Annotated in this window: 17 protein-coding genes; 15 read left to right on the top strand and 2 right to left on the bottom strand. The window is 38.2% G+C overall.

Going from position 1 to position 16,225, the window contains the following annotated elements:
* The first annotated feature begins 25 nt into the window (after positions 1-25).
* Positions 26-1,210: a methionine gamma-lyase gene (gene megL / locus ACJ004_RS19575; protein WP_410894814.1), complete on the top strand. Its 1,185-nt coding sequence runs from the start codon at positions 26-28 to the stop codon at positions 1,208-1,210.
* Positions 1,211-1,253: 43 nt separating this feature from the next.
* Here megL and ACJ004_RS19570 read toward each other — a convergent pair whose 3' ends face one another.
* Positions 1,254-1,736 carry a GAF domain-containing protein gene (locus ACJ004_RS19570; protein WP_410894813.1) on the bottom strand — a complete coding sequence of 161 codons (483 nt, stop codon included), beginning with the start codon at positions 1,734-1,736 and terminating at the stop codon, positions 1,254-1,256.
* A 158-nt stretch (positions 1,737-1,894) separates the two neighbouring features.
* Between ACJ004_RS19570 and refZ the strand changes: the two genes are divergently transcribed.
* The 7 genes from refZ (at position 1,895) to rarD (ending at position 10,290) form a co-directional block, all read left to right on the top strand.
* A complete protein-coding gene (gene refZ, locus ACJ004_RS19565; protein WP_410894812.1) occupies positions 1,895-2,527 on the top strand; it encodes a forespore capture DNA-binding protein RefZ in 633 nt (210 codons plus the stop codon).
* Positions 2,528-2,802: 275 nt separating this feature from the next.
* Positions 2,803-4,491: a septation ring formation regulator EzrA gene (gene ezrA / locus ACJ004_RS19560; protein ID WP_410894811.1), complete on the top strand. Its 1,689-nt coding sequence runs from the start codon at positions 2,803-2,805 to the stop codon at positions 4,489-4,491.
* A gap of 181 nt (positions 4,492-4,672) precedes the next feature.
* Positions 4,673-5,815: a cysteine desulfurase family protein gene (locus tag ACJ004_RS19555; RefSeq protein ID WP_410894810.1), complete on the top strand. Its 1,143-nt coding sequence runs from the start codon at positions 4,673-4,675 to the stop codon at positions 5,813-5,815.
* Positions 5,816-7,021, top strand: a complete 1,206-nt coding sequence (gene thiI, locus ACJ004_RS19550) for a tRNA uracil 4-sulfurtransferase ThiI (protein ID WP_410894809.1) — start codon at positions 5,816-5,818, stop codon at positions 7,019-7,021. It abuts the gene before it with no gap.
* 100 nt (positions 7,022-7,121) lie between these two features.
* Entirely contained in the window at positions 7,122-7,328 is a 207-nt protein-coding gene (locus ACJ004_RS19545; protein ID WP_410894808.1) for an alpha/beta-type small acid-soluble spore protein, read from the top strand.
* 302 nt (positions 7,329-7,630) lie between these two features.
* Complete coding sequence (gene mbcS / locus ACJ004_RS19540; protein ID WP_410894807.1) at positions 7,631-9,217, top strand: acyl-CoA synthetase MbcS; 1,587 nt, start codon at positions 7,631-7,633, stop codon at positions 9,215-9,217.
* Between the two features lie 140 nt (positions 9,218-9,357).
* Positions 9,358-10,290, top strand: coding sequence for an EamA family transporter RarD (gene rarD, locus ACJ004_RS19535; protein ID WP_410894806.1), 933 nt, complete (start codon positions 9,358-9,360; stop codon positions 10,288-10,290).
* Between the two features lie 56 nt (positions 10,291-10,346).
* Here the strand turns inward: rarD and ACJ004_RS19530 are convergent, their stop codons facing one another.
* Complete coding sequence (locus ACJ004_RS19530; RefSeq protein WP_410894805.1) at positions 10,347-11,150, bottom strand: NAD kinase; 804 nt, start codon at positions 11,148-11,150, stop codon at positions 10,347-10,349.
* Positions 11,151-11,488: 338 nt separating this feature from the next.
* Here ACJ004_RS19530 and sppA point away from each other — a divergent pair, with 338 nt between their 5' ends.
* From sppA to ACJ004_RS19495, 7 genes are all read left to right on the top strand, one after another.
* Positions 11,489-12,499 (top strand): signal peptide peptidase SppA, encoded by a 1,011-nt coding sequence (sppA, locus tag ACJ004_RS19525; RefSeq protein ID WP_410894804.1) that lies wholly within the window; start codon positions 11,489-11,491, stop codon positions 12,497-12,499.
* Positions 12,500-12,510: 11 nt separating this feature from the next.
* On the top strand, positions 12,511-12,978 hold the full coding sequence (locus ACJ004_RS19520) for an RDD family protein (RefSeq protein ID WP_410894803.1): 468 nt from the start codon (positions 12,511-12,513) through the stop codon (positions 12,976-12,978).
* 72 nt (positions 12,979-13,050) lie between these two features.
* Positions 13,051-13,752, top strand: a complete 702-nt coding sequence (locus ACJ004_RS19515; RefSeq protein ID WP_410894802.1) for a DUF2953 domain-containing protein — start codon at positions 13,051-13,053, stop codon at positions 13,750-13,752.
* Positions 13,753-13,768: 16 nt separating this feature from the next.
* A complete protein-coding gene (gene ytfJ / locus ACJ004_RS19510; protein WP_410894906.1) occupies positions 13,769-14,257 on the top strand; it encodes a GerW family sporulation protein in 489 nt (162 codons plus the stop codon).
* Positions 14,258-14,331: 74 nt separating this feature from the next.
* On the top strand, positions 14,332-14,454 hold the full coding sequence (locus tag ACJ004_RS19505) for a hypothetical protein (protein WP_410894801.1): 123 nt from the start codon (positions 14,332-14,334) through the stop codon (positions 14,452-14,454).
* 145 nt (positions 14,455-14,599) lie between these two features.
* On the top strand, positions 14,600-15,100 hold the full coding sequence (gene tpx, locus ACJ004_RS19500; RefSeq protein ID WP_410894800.1) for a thiol peroxidase: 501 nt from the start codon (positions 14,600-14,602) through the stop codon (positions 15,098-15,100).
* Between the two features lie 115 nt (positions 15,101-15,215).
* On the top strand, positions 15,216-16,199 hold the full coding sequence (locus ACJ004_RS19495; RefSeq protein WP_410894799.1) for a class I SAM-dependent methyltransferase: 984 nt from the start codon (positions 15,216-15,218) through the stop codon (positions 16,197-16,199).
* Positions 16,200-16,225 lie beyond the last annotated feature (26 nt).

Genomic DNA, 16,225 nt, shown 5'->3' with positions numbered 1-16,225 from the left:
CGTTTTCAACAAGGAGGAGTCCAGAATGGGGAAAAAGAAATTACGGTTTGAAACGGAAGTCATTCATTCAAGCTACCGGCCGAATGAACATCAGGACAGTTTAGTTCCCCCTTTATATCAAACATCCACCTTTACTTTTGCAAGTGCGGAACAAGGGGAAAGCAGGTTTGCTGGTCAGGAGGAGGGGTTTATTTATTCACGATTAGGAAATCCAACGGTGAAAATTTTGGAAGAACGGATCGCTGTACTCGAACAAGGTGAAGCGGGTTTAGCATTTTCGTCAGGAATGGCGGCCGTCAGTGCTGTGTTAGTTGCCCTCACAAAAACAGGTGATCATATCCTTTGTTCAAAAGGAGTTTATGGTTGTACATTTGGGTTGTTAGAGTTATTAAAAGAGAAATATGGAATCGAACACGACTTTTCTTTAATGGAATCGGCGGAAGCATTAGGACAAGAAATTCGTCCAAACACCGCTTGCATCTATATTGAAACGCCGATAAACCCGACAATGAAGCTGGTAGATTTGGAAATGGTGGCGGAGGTGGCTAATAATAAAGGGATTCCCGTTGTTGTTGATAATACTTTTTGTTCACCATATATTCAAACCCCACTTACCCTTGGGTGCGATGTTGTCATTCATAGTGCAACAAAATATATCTGCGGACATGGGGATGTCATTGCTGGGCTTGTTATTGGGAAGAAAGACTTTATTAGACAGGTATCAAGGACAACCCAAAAAGATATCGGTGGGATCATCTCTCCTTTTGATGCCTGGCTACTATTAAGAGGAATAAAAACACTGCCAGTACGCATGGAACGTCATAGTGAAAATGCCATTAAACTGTATGAGTTTATGAAACGCTATCCGAAGATTGAAAGGGTTTATTTTCCAGGTGATCCGGAACACCAAGATCATTCGATTGCTAAAAAACAAATGAAACGACCCGGTGGACTTATTTCTTTTACGATTAAAGGAACAAAGGAAACAGCACAACAGTTTATGAATCAATTACAATTAATAAAAATTGCCGTTAGTCTCGGTGATGCTGAGACATTAATACAACATCCTGCCACGATGACCCATGCCGTTGTCCCAGAGGAAGAACGGAGAAAAATGGGGATTGATCATACCTTGCTGCGCCTATCTGTTGGACTAGAAGCATGGGAGGATATCCAAGAAGACCTCGAACAGGCACTGGATAGAATTTAAAATAGAAGAGCACAGAGGAAAAGTTCCTCTGTGCTCTTCTATTTTAAATATGTTCAACCAAAACAGCGACAAACTCTTCTAGTTTTTGTTGGTCTAACTTATCAAAACGGTTCTTTTCAGGGGAATCAATATCAAGAACTCCAATAAGATTCCCATCTTTTATCAGTGGAATAACAATTTCTGATTGGGAAGCTGCATCACAGGCAATATGACCTGGGAATTGATGGACATCAGCAACAAGAAGTGTTTCTTTTTTTAAGGCAGATGTTCCACACACACCTTTGCCAACCGGAATACGGACACATGCAGGAAGCCCTTGGAATGGACCCAATACAAGTTGTTGATTCGAATCCATTAAATAAAATCCAACCCAATTAGTACGGTCAAGAAATTGGTTCAGCAGGGCGCTTGCATTGCTGAGATTGGCAATCTGATTGTTTTCATCATGAATGAGAGCATGCAACTGCTTTATGACAAGGTTATAATTTTCTTCGCGGCTTCCTGTATACATTTCGACGTTAAACATGATATTTCCCCTTTATTTCAACAATTTTATATATGTATTTTATCAAATTTACAAGAATATAAGCAGACTTTGTCGATATTTTCATAAAGGAATCTGTCCTGGAACAAAGAATCATATATGTAAGGGGATTTTAGGTTATTCCAGAAAGGGGACAATATATGAAGAAAAATGCTAAAGAAGCGATTGTTAAGGCTGCTATTACATTGTTTAAGTCCAATGGATACACGGGAACGTCGATAAGGGATATCGCCCGTCTGGCAAACGTAAATACCGCAACAATTGCCTACCATTTCGAAAACAAACCAGGTCTATTAGAATATTGCTTTACGCATTTTTTTGAACAGTATATTAGTAAAATGGAAGAAGCCTATGCATCCATTGAAAAGGGAGCAAAGGAATGTTTAAAAAGAATTGTCGCGGATTTATTACACTATCAATGTGAAAATAGTAAATTGGCAAGTCTGGTCTACCGTGAAATGTCGATGGACTCGCAAATAGTAAGAGAGATCATGTCAACATACTTACTTAAAGAAAAATACTATTTTCAATTAATATTTGAAAGAGGTTTTGAATGGAATGAATTTCGCCCCCATTCGATTCCCTATTTAATTATACAGTTAAAAGGATTACTAATGATGCCATTTATGAATACACACTATATGAGGGAAGTTTTGTACGTCTTTCCTAATGAACCATTTTTCGAGCAGAAATATTTAAAGGATATTAATTTGTGGATCGATAAAACTTTATGTTCGGGTGTACCAATAAAAATGGGTGCAATAGTAAAATAGCGGCAATCGCTATTTTTTTTGTTTGTAGGTGGAGGTGATTTTCTCCAATTCACCACTTTCCTATTTTACAAAATTAACAACGCCACTGTTTTAGAACTTATTGCGCCCTTCGATGTGTTTTCATTTATTTTACAAAAAAAATGAAATTAATAGTCAAAAAATGTCGTTTACATGGTATCATAATAGCATTGAACAGAACATTAAGAGATTTATTTAAAATAGATGGACGATATCTGCATTTTGATAGAATGTTTTTGGAAATAGGGGGCTTACTTGTGGAATATTTCATTGGATTTTTTATCCTAATACTAGCCTTATTTGTAGTAGGGTATTTAATAAAGAAAAAGTACTTTAAGGAAATGGATCGATTGGAAGCATGGAAAATCGATTTAATGAATCGTCCAGTACTGGATGAAATGTCAAAGGTTAAGCTGCTCAATATGACAGGTCAAACAGAAGAGCTTTTCGAGCGTTGGCGAAATCAGTGGGACGAAGTGGTTACGGTTCAACTACCTGATTTAGAGGAAATGCTTTTTGATGCAGAAGAGTACATAGATCGGTACCGCTTTAATAAAGCCAAAGGTGTCCAGGTAGCGATTGCTGAGAAGTTACAAGCTACTGAGGATCAGATAAAAAGTATTTTAGAAGAGTTACATGAATTGGTTGGCAGTGAGGAAAAAAACCGAGTTGAAATTGAGGAATTAAAAGAGCGGTATAGGGAATCCAAAAAAATGCTCCTTGCCCACCGGCACAGTTTTGGCAGTTCAGAAAAGTCTTTAGAGGAACAACTTAATGGTGTATCACAGAAATTTCAGGAATTTGATGAAAAAACTGAACACGGTAATTATCTTGAAGCCCGAGAAGTAGTTTTGTCCATTCACAGCCAGCTTGGAACAATTAAGAAAGATATGGACTTAATCCCGCAGTTATTAATTGAATGTCAATCGCTCCTTCCGAATCAGCTTTCTGATATCCTTGAAGGGTTTCGTGAAATGTCTAGCCAAGAATATTATTTAGAACATATTAATGTGGAACAAGAACTAAAACGCTTAGAAGAGAAGCTGTCTGAGAATTTAGTACTGATTGAAGTAACGAAGATTGACGAAGCAGTCGAAGGAATAAAAGAAGTAAAGGATCGGATTGATATTCTCTTTGATTTATTGGAAAAAGAAGTTCATGCCAAGCATTTTGTCTTAAAAAATGAACAAATTGCTAGTGACCTTTTCGCTTCTGCTCTTGAGGAAAATAGTCATCTATCAAGTGAAGTGTTTCATGTTCAAGAAAGCTATCAGTTGTCTGAAAGTGACTTTGAAACACAGCGGCAACTGGAAAAGGAACTTTCCAATGTGTATAAACATTTTGAAATACTAATGGAAAAAGTAAAAATGAACGAAACGGCACAATCTGTCATTAGTGATGAGTTAGCTCAAATTAAAGAACAACTCGATATAATACGTGAGGGTCAGCAAGATTTTGCTTTAAAACTCCAAGCGCTTAGGAAAGATGAACTTGAAGCAAGAGAAAAGCTTAAAGAACTTACGAAAAAGGTTGGAGAGACCGTTCGTCTTGTGACGAAGAGCAACGTCCCTGGCTTACCAGAGGATTATAAGTATTTGTTTGAGGATACAAATGAAAGTATTCAAAATGTGAAATACCAACTCGAAGAAAAGCCGCTAAACATTTCGGCCCTAAATCAGTATTTAGAAATCGCTGTTTTGACGGTGGAAAAACTTACTAATTCAACGATAGAACTTTTAGAAAATGTTATGCTGGCCGAAAAAGCCATTCAATACGGAAATCGTTACAAAAGTCAATATCCATCTGTGGCTAAAGGCTTAATGGAAGCAGAAATTGCATTTAGACACTACGACTATCAAGAGGCTCTAGAACAAGCAGCAGCAACACTAGATGTGATTGATCCAGAAGCTTTGAAAAAAATAAAATCTTCATTTGTAGCTAAATAATAAAAGCGAAGCGCCCGGTTAGCCGCTGGGCGCTGGAGCTAGACAGTTATCTGAGTTCAAAAAATTAAAAACCGATCAGTCATCTTTTGAGCTGAATCGGTTTTTTGTTTTTCCTTTTATTATCTTTATGATAAGATTTATTTTTGTAAGTGTTATGGTTCGGAAGTTCGGAGGAGAAAACATGATTTATTTTGATAATAGTGCAACGACAAAACCGTTTAAAGAAGTTTTGGATTCTTTCGTAACGGTGTCCAGTGAATATTATGGAAACCCATCCTCCCTGCATAGCATGGGGGCACAAGCTGAAAAGCTGCTATCCCAGGCGCGGGAACAAGTGAGCACGTTCCTTAAAGTGAAGCCCGCCGAGATTTATTTTACCTCCGGGGGCACTGAAGGTAATAATTTAGCGATAAAAGGGTCTGCTTTATTGCATAAAAATAAAGGACGCCACTTGATTACAACAAGTGTTGAGCATCCATCAGTTAGAACAGCAATGGAACAACTTGAACAAGAAGGCTTTGAGATAACCTACCTGCCTGTTGACGAATTTGGCAGAATCAGTGTGGCAAATCTTGAAAAAGAGATAAGAAAAGATACCATTTTAATTTCAATTATGCATGTGAATAATGAAGTGGGGACGGTTCAGCCCATTACAGAAATCGGTGCCCTATTAAAAAAATATCCTACGATTTTATTTCATGTCGATGCCATACAAAGTGTTGGTAAAATTCCCCTTTCGTTGTATGAAAACAGAGTGGATTTTTGTTCGATTTCCGCCCATAAATTTCATGGCTTAAAAGGTACGGGAGCCCTCTTTATCCGTGAAGGTGCAAGACTTGCTCCATTATTTTCTGGTGGAAATCAAGAAAGGAAGCTCCGAAGTGGTACTGAAAATGTCGCAGGTGCGGTTGCGATGGCCAAGGCACTGAGGATGACCTTCACGAAAGCTGAAGCAGGGTTAGAGGGAATGCAGAAAATCCAGAGCGTGCTTAGGAAGGGATTAACAGAAATAGATGGTGTTCAACTTCATACTCCAAATGAAAAGGCTGCACCGCATATTTTAAATTTTTCACTAACTGGAATAAAATCCGAAGTGTTCATCCACTCACTTGAGCAGAAAGGCATCTTTGTTTCGACAACTAGTGCTTGTTCCTCCAAAAAGAAATCGCCAAGTAAGACGCTCCTGGAAATGGGAGTCCCAGAAACATTAGCTGAAAGTGCGATCAGAATCAGCCTTTCATTTGAGAATCGGATGGAAGAGGCAATTACGGCTTTAGAGGCTTTCAAAGAATCTGCAAAACAATTAAGGAAGGTAATGAAATAAATGGAATATGAACGAATACTAATACGCTACGGTGAAATCTCAACAAAGGGTAGAAATCGCAATAAATTTGTTGAGAAATTGAAGAAAAGTGTAAGAATTGCTCTCACGCCATTTCCAAACGTTAAAGTGGAAGCCAGCCGTGACCGGATGTATGTTTTATTAAATGGTGAAAATGGTGCAGAAGTTATTGGCAAGTTAAAGAATATTTTTGGAATACAGTCTTTTAGTCCAGCTATAAAAGTGGAAAGAAGTATCGAGGTATTAAAACAGACCTCACTTGAATTGGTTCGGTCCCTATATAAGGAAGGACAGACCTTCAAAGTTACACCTAAAAGATCGGATAAAGGCTTTGAACTCGATACGGATGGAATCAATCATACCATTGGCGGCTATTTACTACAGAATATTCCAGGAATTAAGGTGGATGTCAAACATCCAGATATTAATTTACGGATTGAAGTAAGAAAGGAAGCCATTTATCTTTCATGTGAAACCATCCAAGGTGCGGGGGGACTACCGGTTGGGTCAAGCGGCAAAGGCATGCTCATGCTTTCAGGAGGGATTGACAGTCCTGTTGCAGGTTATTTGGCAATGAAACGGGGAGTAGAGGTTGAAGCTGTCCATTTCTTCAGTCCGCCATTTACGAGTGAAAGGTCAAAGGAAAAGGTCATTGACCTTTCAAAAAAACTAGCAGAAATATATGGTTCGATGACTTTGCACATTGTACCGTTTACAGATATTCAGCAAACAATTCGCGAACAAGTACCAGAAAATTATTCGATGACATCTACAAGAAGAATGATGCTGCGAATTACTGATGAAATTCGGAAAAAACATGATGGTCTTGCGATAATTACCGGTGAGAGTCTTGGTCAGGTTGCAAGTCAGACATTAGAGAGTATGTTTGCAATCAATGAGGTGAGCAATACACCTATTTTGCGGCCATTAATTACAATGGACAAAACGGATATTATAAAAATTGCTCAGGAAATTGATACACTTGAAATTTCAAACAGGCCTTTTGAGGATTGCTGTACAATCTTTGTTCCTGCTTCTCCAAAAACGAAACCAAAAAGGGAAAAGGTGCAGCGGTATGAGAGCTTTTTTGATTTTGAACCACTAATCCATGAAGCAGTGCAAGAGACAGAGACCATTGTTATCAAACCGGATAATAAACAACGCATAGAATTTAGTGAATTATTTTAAAAAGGTAAAATTCGAACAATTTGTGAACAATTACCAATTGTAATATAGAATGAAGCTTTTAAGTTCTACACATTCTATACTCACAAGGAGGTGATATCACATGGCAAACAACAACAACTCAAATCAATTATTAGTTCCTGGTGTTGAACAAGCTCTTGACCAAATGAAATATGAAATTGCTAATGAATTTGGTGTAAATCTTGGAGCTGACACTACTTCACGCGCTAACGGATCTGTTGGTGGTGAAATCACAAAACGTTTAGTAGCAATGGCTGAATCACAATTAGGCGGCGGATTCTCTCGTTAATAAAAAATTAATAAGATGGCTACAGAGAGCGTGGGGTTTTCCCCGCTCTCTTTTTTTATGTTTTGTACCTAGACAGCAATCTAGCTCCATCGCCCTGCGACTAGTGTACTTCGCACTTCTCCCTACGATAAGTCAACATCGAATCGCTACGCTCTCCGTGTTTCCTTTATCTCAGTCGAACTGCTCCAGTCCATACGTCGCAAAACGGGCGATTCCGCTTTTTAAATAATAATTTAAAATTTTTAAATAATTTTGTATAATTAATTTTGAGGGATAATTATGCAAAATATAGGGGGAGAAGCATGAAGCGGGAAGATTTAATTGCACCAGAAAAGTATAATCTTGTTTCTGAAGTAGAGCGCTTTGCAAAAGAACCGATCAGGGTGGCATTAAAGTGGGAAAATGAAGCGGGGGAAACCAAGCAAGTTACATATGAGCAATTAATGAAGAAGGTAAATCAAGCCGCAAATGTGTTCGTTAAAAATGGTTTAAACAAGGGCGACGTAGTGCTTGTCATCGTGCCGCGTCTCATCGAGGCATATGTCGTTTATTTGGCTGCATTAAAAGCAGGCATAGTCGTCATTCCAAGTTCGGAAATGTTAAAGGAAAAAGACTTGCAATACCGAATAACACACGGTGACGTCAAAGGTGTCATTAGTTATTATCCATACGTGGATCAATTTGAAAATATCAGTGAATCCCAGCCGTTGCAAAGATTTACGATTGGCGGATCTGAAGAGGGCTGGATAAACTTGGACGAAGAGATGGCTGCCGCATCTGAAACATTCGAACGAGCAGATACGCTTAGAGACGATATGGCCTTTTTGTCTTATACGTCTGGAACAACAGGAAATCCTAAAGGAGTGGTTCATACACATGGCTGGGCTTATGCACATTTAAAAACAGCTGCACCCCAGTGGTTGTGTATTGAAGACGGTGACACGGTTTGGGCAACGGCCGGTCCTGGCTGGCAAAAATGGATTTGGAGTCCTTTCTTATCAGTGCTTGGCTCAGGTGGAACAGGATTAGTCTATAATGGAAAATTTGAACCGAAAAAATATTTGAGCCTCCTCCAAAAATATGATGTTAATGTCCTTTGTTGTACACCGACGGAATATCGACTAATGGCGAAGGTAGATAACTTGGCTGATTATCAATTACCAAAGCTTCATAGTGCTGTCTCTGCAGGTGAACCTTTAAATCGAGAAGTGATTGATACATTTAGAAAGCATTTTAATATCGATGTCCGTGACGGTTATGGACAAACAGAAAATACCTTGCTTGTAGGCGTGACTAAAGGAATGGAATTGAAATCTGGATCGATGGGCAAGCCGACTCCAGGGAACCGGGTAGAAATAATTAACGAAGAAGGCCAGGTTTGTGCAGTCGGTGAAGTGGGAGATATCGCTGTCCATGTAGAAACTCCAGCATTATTTAAAAACTATTATAAAGATCCGGAAAGAACAGCGATGCAATTCCGTGGTGATTATTATGTAACGGGTGATAAAGCAAAAATGGACGAAGAAGGCTATTTCTGGTTTGAAGGCCGCGGTGATGATATTATTATTAGTTCCGGTTATACGATTGGACCATTTGAAGTGGAGGATGCCCTCGTTAAACATCCGTTTGTTAAGGAATGCGCAGTTGTGGCAAGTCCTGATGAGATTCGCGGCTTTATTGTCAAAGCATTTGTTGTTTTACAAGAGGATATTGATTCTACTGACCCCGAATTAACAAAAAAATTGCAGGAGCATGTAAAAACACTCACTGCACCATATAAGTATCCAAGGAAAATAGAGTATTTAACAGAGCTTCCCAAAACGACCTCAGGGAAAATCCGCCGAATTGAGCTTCGGAAAAAGGAATTCGAGGAAGCTAAACAAGCATAATATCTCTTGTGAGAGTAAGCAGGCGATCAATCGTCTGCTTATTTTATTTTTATTCGAAGTAAAATTTTCCCCCATTTACAAAGTTTCGCGTTATAATAGAAATTATTTCGAAACTAGAAAGAATAGGGGCTAGGACAAATATGGAAAAAACAGAAACGCAAAAAGGAGTCATTCATGCAGGCTTTTCATATTTCCTGTGGGGATTATTGCCGATCTACTGGAAGTTTTTAGATCATGTGAATGCAAAAGAAATTTTAGCAAGCCGTGTTTTATGGTCGTTTATTTTTATGGTCTTCATTCTTCTCCTAACAAAAAAATGGGGACTTTTTCTCCAGACCATTAAAGGGTTTGCTAAAAATAAAAAGCAAATGTCCGCACTGACGATAGCTTCCCTATTAATCAGTTTGAACTGGTTTATTTATATCTGGGCGGTTAACAGCGGTCATATGATTGAAGCAAGCCTTGGTTATTATATCAATCCATTAATTAGTATTTTGTTAGGAATGATTGTTCTTAAAGAGAAATTAACGGTTTATCAATACGTATCATTCATCTTAGCTGCCATTGGGGTATTAATTATTTCGATTTCCCATGGGCAGTTTCCATGGATTGCGATTACGTTGGCCCTATCCTTTGGGCTATATGGTTTAGCAAAAAAACTAATCAATGTGGATTCTGCAGTTGGGTTAACCCTAGAAACGCTGGTGATTACACCAATTGCTGTCATTTATCTGGGATTCCTATTTATTGATGGATCCAGTGCTTTCTTGAACGCTGGGGTACCAACCGATCTGCTATTGATGGGTGCAGGGGTTGCAACAGCAGTGCCGCTCCTTTATTTTGCAAAAGGGGCACAAAAAATTCCGCTATCATTATTAGGATTCCTGCAATATATTGCACCGACGTTAACCTTACTATTAGGCGTATTTGTCTACAATGAACATTTTTCAAAAATACAACTCCTATCCTTTTTGTTCATTTGGTCGGCGTTAACGATTTATTCGCTGTCAAAAACAAAGCTATTGTCTCCACAAGGATTACATTTTCGAAAACAAAAGAGCACGAGTATATAATGGAAAAACCTTATCCACGGTCTTGGATAAGGTTTTTCTTTGTATATTTGGCTTATTTAAAGGAAAGTCCTTTTTACTTTTTCCCAGAAGGAGTTGTCTTTAAGTTTAAGTGTTTTTAACCTTTTATCACTCATTTTTATCGTGATTTTTTCAACGTGACGGATGCTTAATGCTTCATTATCCATGCCCATGGTTGGGTAGTCGTTACCCTCGGATACTACTTTAAGTGTTAGCGAACGTTCACTACCAACAATGAAGGAGGAACCTAGTGTTCGGTAATTTTTGGTATTTAAAGAGGCTACTTCACTCACTTGCATGCAAGGAAGAAGTGGGTCAACAATTGAGCCACTCACCGATTTATTATAGGCAGTACTACCTGTTGGGGTCGCCACAATCAGTCCATCCCCTCGGAAGGTTTCTAAGTGGAGTTTGTCTATAAACACATCTATAACCAGAGTCTTAATAATTGAAGAACGAATACTGAATTCGTTTAAGCATGTAAACGTACCTTGGCCATCGACGTCTACTTCGATTAACGGATAACGGCGAACTTTTAAATTTTCATTAGTAACAATCACGTCAATCATTTTTGAAATATCATTAATTCGAAAATCACAATACATATTCAAGCTATCTTTGGTTGAAATTCCCATGTAAAGGCAGTCATCCCGGAAGCCTGTTTTCCTGACTGCTTGAAGAAACGTTCCGTCATCACCAACACTTGCGATGATATTAGCTTTTCTGTAATCAGTAACAATCGTAAATCCATATCGATTTGCCACGTCTACAAGCGGAGCTACATCGGATAGCATTTTGGTATCTCGTTTGTGATAAAAGTAGATATTACGCCGATTCCCCATTTTATGGACCCCCTGCAAGATAATGGAATAATTTTAACTTTATTTCCAATCCAGAAAATATTCTTTGGTAAAATTCTGCTAGTCTGAAATTAGTTTAGCATTTTATTGAAACAATATGAAAGAAGGACATTCATTTTTTATAAAGGCTCTTTTCGTAAACTTTGTTGCTTTTGGAGCTTTATAAGGATCATAACTTAAGTTTCTAGGCAATTTTCGCAAAAGTTCTTACGAAAAGATGCCACGAAGCATATTGTTATACGGGTTGATGAACTTATACGAAAAGCAACATCTATGCGAAAATTGCCTTTACAAAAACTAAAAGGGGGATCGACGCATATATGAATGGAAAACGGTGGGCCGCACTTGGGATTGCAGCAGCGTTATTTTTTATCTCTGTGGTAATTAATTTTTTATCCTCATTTGCATTTAAAGGATTGGAAACAAATTTTACCGATTTAATGGCTTCTGTTGAACAGCCTTTTACAGAGGAAGTTGTCGATGAAGGAAACGAATTAAAGAAAATAGTGATTCTTGATGTGAATGGTGTCATTCAGGATACTGGAGAAACAGGCTCTATCCTGCAAAGCGCTGGTTACAACCATCAGGATTTTATGAAAAAGTTAAACTATATTAAGGAAGATGATTCGGTTAAAGGAATTATTATTAAAGTCAACTCACCCGGTGGCGGAGTAGTTGAAAGTGCAGAAATTCACGATAAGATAAAGGAAATTCAAAAAGAAACTAAAAAGCCTGTCTATATTTCCATGGGTTCCATGGCTGCATCAGGAGGGTATTATATTTCAACGGCGGCTAAAAAGATTTATGCTAGTCCGGAGACCATGACAGGCAGTCTCGGAGTTATTATGGAAGGAATCAATTATAAAGGGCTTGCCGATAAATATGGTGTTGATTTTGTGACCATTAAAAGCGGTAAGCATAAAGACATTATGAGCCCAACTAGAAAAATGACAGAAGAGGAACGGCAAATATTACAGTCGATGATCAATAATTCGTATGAAGGGTTTGTCAAAGTTATTTCAGCGGGCCGTAACCTTCCAATCGCAGAAGTGAAAAAAATAGCTGATGGCCGTGTCTATGATGGCCGCCAAGCAAAGGATTTGCGGCTGATTGATGGTTTTGGCTACTTAGACGATGTTGTAAAACATATGAAAAAACAAGAGAGACTAAAAGGGGCGCAGGTTGTTCGGTATTCGGACTCTCTTGGGCTGGGATCCTTATTTACTATGCAGGCAAAGAAATTAATGAGTGAAAATATTGAGATGGCCGGATTATTGAAGGTTCTTTCAAAACCGAACTCTCCGCGCCTCATGTATCTTTATGCGGAATAGGGGGAGTATCAATGGAAACGAATGAGTATCAAGAATACTCGAACGACAGAAACGATTATTATACCGTTCGATATGCAGGCTTCTGGATGCGCTTTTGGGCTTACCTTCTTGATTTAGTAGTTGTGGGAAGCATTGTTAGGATTTTGATTAAACCGGTATTTAGACTGTTGGATATTCCTTTGTCAGAATCGACAATTTTTGCTCCACTCTCAATCGCATCGGCAGTCATCTTTTATGTATATTTTGTGCTGATGACAAAATATCTAAATCAAACGCTAGGAAAAATGGTGTTTGGATTGAAAGTAGTCGATTTAAAAAGTAATCAACTTAGCTGGGGATCAATTCTTTTTCGGGAATGGATCGGACGGTATATTTCGGCCACTGTAATTGTAGGATATATCATTGTTGCATTCTTGCCAAAGAAGCAAGGTCTTCATGATCTCTTTACAGACACAACCGTCATCCATATAGAACGGTGAAAATAAACCTATCAACATTTGTTGGTAGGTTTATTTTTTTTGGGAAAAGCAAATACTACCCGCTGAGAGGTTGTGATTGAATTGTTCTGGGTAATCCTAGTTTTGTCCATTCTATTGCTCTTATTTATTCTCATTCTATTTACGAAATTAACCATTCTTATTAATTACTATCATCATAATGACAATGATGATTTAAAAATTGTTTTCAAGATTTGGTTTGGATTAATAAAGTATAAAATTAACGTTCCTTTAATAAAAGTGGATGATAATTCTCCGAGCCTAATTATTAAAAGTAATAAACAAATGGGTGAAGCAAATGAAGAGTCCAACAATAGTGATGTCAATAAAATCACAACAAAAGATATAGAAAACAATCTTTCAAATACAAAGAAATTACTGAATCATGTCTTTGGCTTACATCGGATTGTTAGAAATTTTCTTCAAAAAGTCACGATTAAAAGTTTAGAATGGGATACGCTAATTGGAGTAGGAGATGCGGCGCACACAGGCATGATCACGGGGGCAATCTGGGCATTAAAAGGGAGCTTGATAGGGCTTCTCAGCCATTATTTTAAGCTTAAAGTTATGCCGAAAATCACAGTTACTCCACACTTTCAAGCTACCGTTATGCAAACAAGACTATCATGTATTATTCAGTTTCGTATCGGGCATGCTATTCTTGCAGGATTAAAACTGTTTAAATTCTGGAAGGGCGGACTGCCGCACTTTAAAAAGAAAACAAATTTTGCAAATGATAAAACAAATTCCGTTTGAAAAGGAGGAAACAGCCGTGTCTGACCACCCAATTCAAGGTTTGATGACAACTGCAATGGAAAGCCTTAAAGAAATGATTGATGTAAATACTATTATTGGTGACCCTGTTGAAACCCCTGATGGGAGTGTTATTTTAACAGTCTCGAAAGTAGGTTTTGGATTTGCCGCAGGCGGTAGTGAATTTAAAATTGAGGGGTCTCAAAGTCAAGGCCAAGGCCAAAGCCAGGGGCAGGGTCAAAGTCAAGGTTCATCTCACCCATTTGGCGGTGGTAGCGGGGGCGGTGTGTCAATTACCCCAATTGCTTTTTTAATTGTCAACTCTAATGGAGTTAAAATGTTGCATTTGGATGAAAGTACTCATTTATACGAGAAAATACTAGAGCTTGCTCCACAGGCGATTGATAAAATTCAGCAAATGTTCTCTAAAAAAGATCAAGGGAACCAGCAAAATAGTTCCCAAGGATCTAAAAAGGAGCAAAAACCTAAAGAAGAACTTGAATTATAGTAGGAAAGGTTAATCTTCCAAAAGATTAGGAAGGTTAACTTTTTTCATGAAACGGACCGATTTCACTTTTTTAGTTGACTGTGTTAAAGGTAATTGTTGATTTTTCCACTCTGTTGATTGGAGCGGAAGACGCGAAGACTCCTGCGGGAGTACGGGGCAGGGGAGACCCCGCAGGCGTTAAAAGCGAAGCGCCTTAAGCGGAAATCAACAGACAAGATTAACAGTTAAATCTAAATAATTGCAAAAATGATGTTGAGAAGATATATTTACACTGTACATAGTTGAATTAAAGTGGCTATTTAATAGTCGCTTAAACTTGGATACGACAAAGGAGGATGTAAAATGGCAAATGTAACATTTAAAGGAAATCAAATTACGCTTTTAGGAAATGAAGTAAAAGTAGGGGACAAAGCGCCTAACTTTACTGTGCTTGCAAATGATTTATCAGCAGTTACGTTAGATAGCACCAAGGGTCAAGTACGTTTGATTACTTCAGTACCTTCTCTAGATACTGGTGTTTGTGACGCAGAAACACGCCGTTTTAATGAAGAAGCAAACAGCTTAGGTAACGTGAAAATATTAACGGTAAGTGTTGACCTGCCATTTGCACAAAAACGCTGGTGTGCCGCTAGTGGAATTGAAAACGTGCAAACATTATCCGATCATCGTGACCTTTCTTTTGGTGAAGCATATGGGGTTGCTATCCAAGAATTAAGATTGTTGGCTCGTGCGGTATTTGTTGTTGATTCTAACGACACTGTAACATATGTTGAATATGTTAGCGAAGCAACAAACCACCCTAATTACGAAGCAGCACTCGAAGCAGCAAAAGCAGCTAAATAATCTAGTGCTACGGAGGCCTCTGCATAGCGGGGCCTTTTTTTCATTGCTTAATACTTGTATAAAATGTAGATACTCGATTAAAATGGATAAGGAAATTAATGAGGGAGGGGATAAGGTGAAAGTATCTCCAGTAGAACAACTATTTACATTATTTAATGAAACAGCAATTCTTTTGCAGGAAGAATTAAACTGTACATATTTAGAGGCACTCGCCGAGACGGGAGAGAATTTATTTCATGGCTCTATCCTTCAAGATGAGGTCAGCGAACTTACAGAAAAAAGGATTAAGAAACAATATGGACAGATTAATTTAGATAAGTTTTCAAATGAGGAAATTAGAAAAGCCTATCAATTGGCCATTTTAAAAGGGATGAATAATAGTGTTCAGCCAAACCATCAAATGACACCTGATTCAGTCGGAATGCTTGTTGGCTATTTAGTAGAAAGATTTATGAAACAATCAACATTTCGCTTGCTTGACCCAGCAGTGGGGACAGGGAATTTGTTAACAACCGTATTAAATCATCTTCAAAGAAAAGTTGACTCTGTCGGCGTGGAGATTGATGACCTTTTAATTAAGCTTGCTTATATTAATGCTAATTTACAAGCTCACCCAATTCAACTCTTCAATCAAGATAGCCTTGAGCCGATGTTTATCGATCCTGTTGATGCGGTTATAGCAGATTTGCCTGTTGGCTTTTATCCCAATGATGTAAGAGCCGCAGATTATCAAGTGAGTGCAAGTGAAGGGCATACGTATTCCCATCATTTATTCATAGAACAAAGTGTCCGCCATACGGTGCCTGGAGGTTATTTATTCTTCCTTATTCCAAATGGACTATTTGAAAGTGAGCAAGCACCATTATTACATGAATTTTTTAAAGAGAATGTCATTGTGCAAGGCTTGCTGCAATTACCAATCAGTATGTTTAAAAATGAAAAATCAGCGAAGAGTATTATCATCTTGCAAAAAAAAGGAGAAGGAGTACAGCCGCCAAAACAGGCATTGCTTGTCGAATTGCCTAACCTTTCAAGTGCAGTAGAGATGGATAAAATACTATTAAGAATGGATAAATGGTTTCAAGAGAACAATGGATGAACCGAGACTAAACTCTGGTTCATCTT

The sequence above is a fragment of the Neobacillus sp. 204 genome (assembly GCF_046562815.1).
GTDB lineage: Bacteria > Bacillota > Bacilli > Bacillales > Cytobacillaceae > Neobacillus.
Note: the sequence above shows the minus strand (reverse complement) of the source record. Positions and strands in the feature narration are given on the sequence as shown.

Bases quoted from the DNA above. Each gene is read 5' to 3' on its own strand.
- megL (WP_410894814.1), top strand. From the start codon at position 26: ATGGGGAAAAAGAAATTACGGTTTGAAACGGAAGTCATTCATTCAAGC.
- ACJ004_RS19570 (WP_410894813.1), bottom strand. From the start codon at position 1,736: ATGTTTAACGTCGAAATGTATACAGGAAGCCGCGAAGAAAATTATAAC.
- refZ (WP_410894812.1), top strand. From the start codon at position 1,895: ATGAAGAAAAATGCTAAAGAAGCGATTGTTAAGGCTGCTATTACATTG.
- ACJ004_RS19555 (WP_410894810.1), top strand. From the start codon at position 4,673: ATGATTTATTTTGATAATAGTGCAACGACAAAACCGTTTAAAGAAGTT.
- thiI (WP_410894809.1), top strand. From the start codon at position 5,816: ATGGAATATGAACGAATACTAATACGCTACGGTGAAATCTCAACAAAG.
- ACJ004_RS19545 (WP_410894808.1), top strand. From the start codon at position 7,122: ATGGCAAACAACAACAACTCAAATCAATTATTAGTTCCTGGTGTTGAA.
- mbcS (WP_410894807.1), top strand. From the start codon at position 7,631: ATGAAGCGGGAAGATTTAATTGCACCAGAAAAGTATAATCTTGTTTCT.
- rarD (WP_410894806.1), top strand. From the start codon at position 9,358: ATGGAAAAAACAGAAACGCAAAAAGGAGTCATTCATGCAGGCTTTTCA.
- ACJ004_RS19530 (WP_410894805.1), bottom strand. From the start codon at position 11,150: ATGGGGAATCGGCGTAATATCTACTTTTATCACAAACGAGATACCAAA.
- sppA (WP_410894804.1), top strand. From the start codon at position 11,489: ATGAATGGAAAACGGTGGGCCGCACTTGGGATTGCAGCAGCGTTATTT.
- ACJ004_RS19520 (WP_410894803.1), top strand. From the start codon at position 12,511: ATGGAAACGAATGAGTATCAAGAATACTCGAACGACAGAAACGATTAT.
- tpx (WP_410894800.1), top strand. From the start codon at position 14,600: ATGGCAAATGTAACATTTAAAGGAAATCAAATTACGCTTTTAGGAAAT.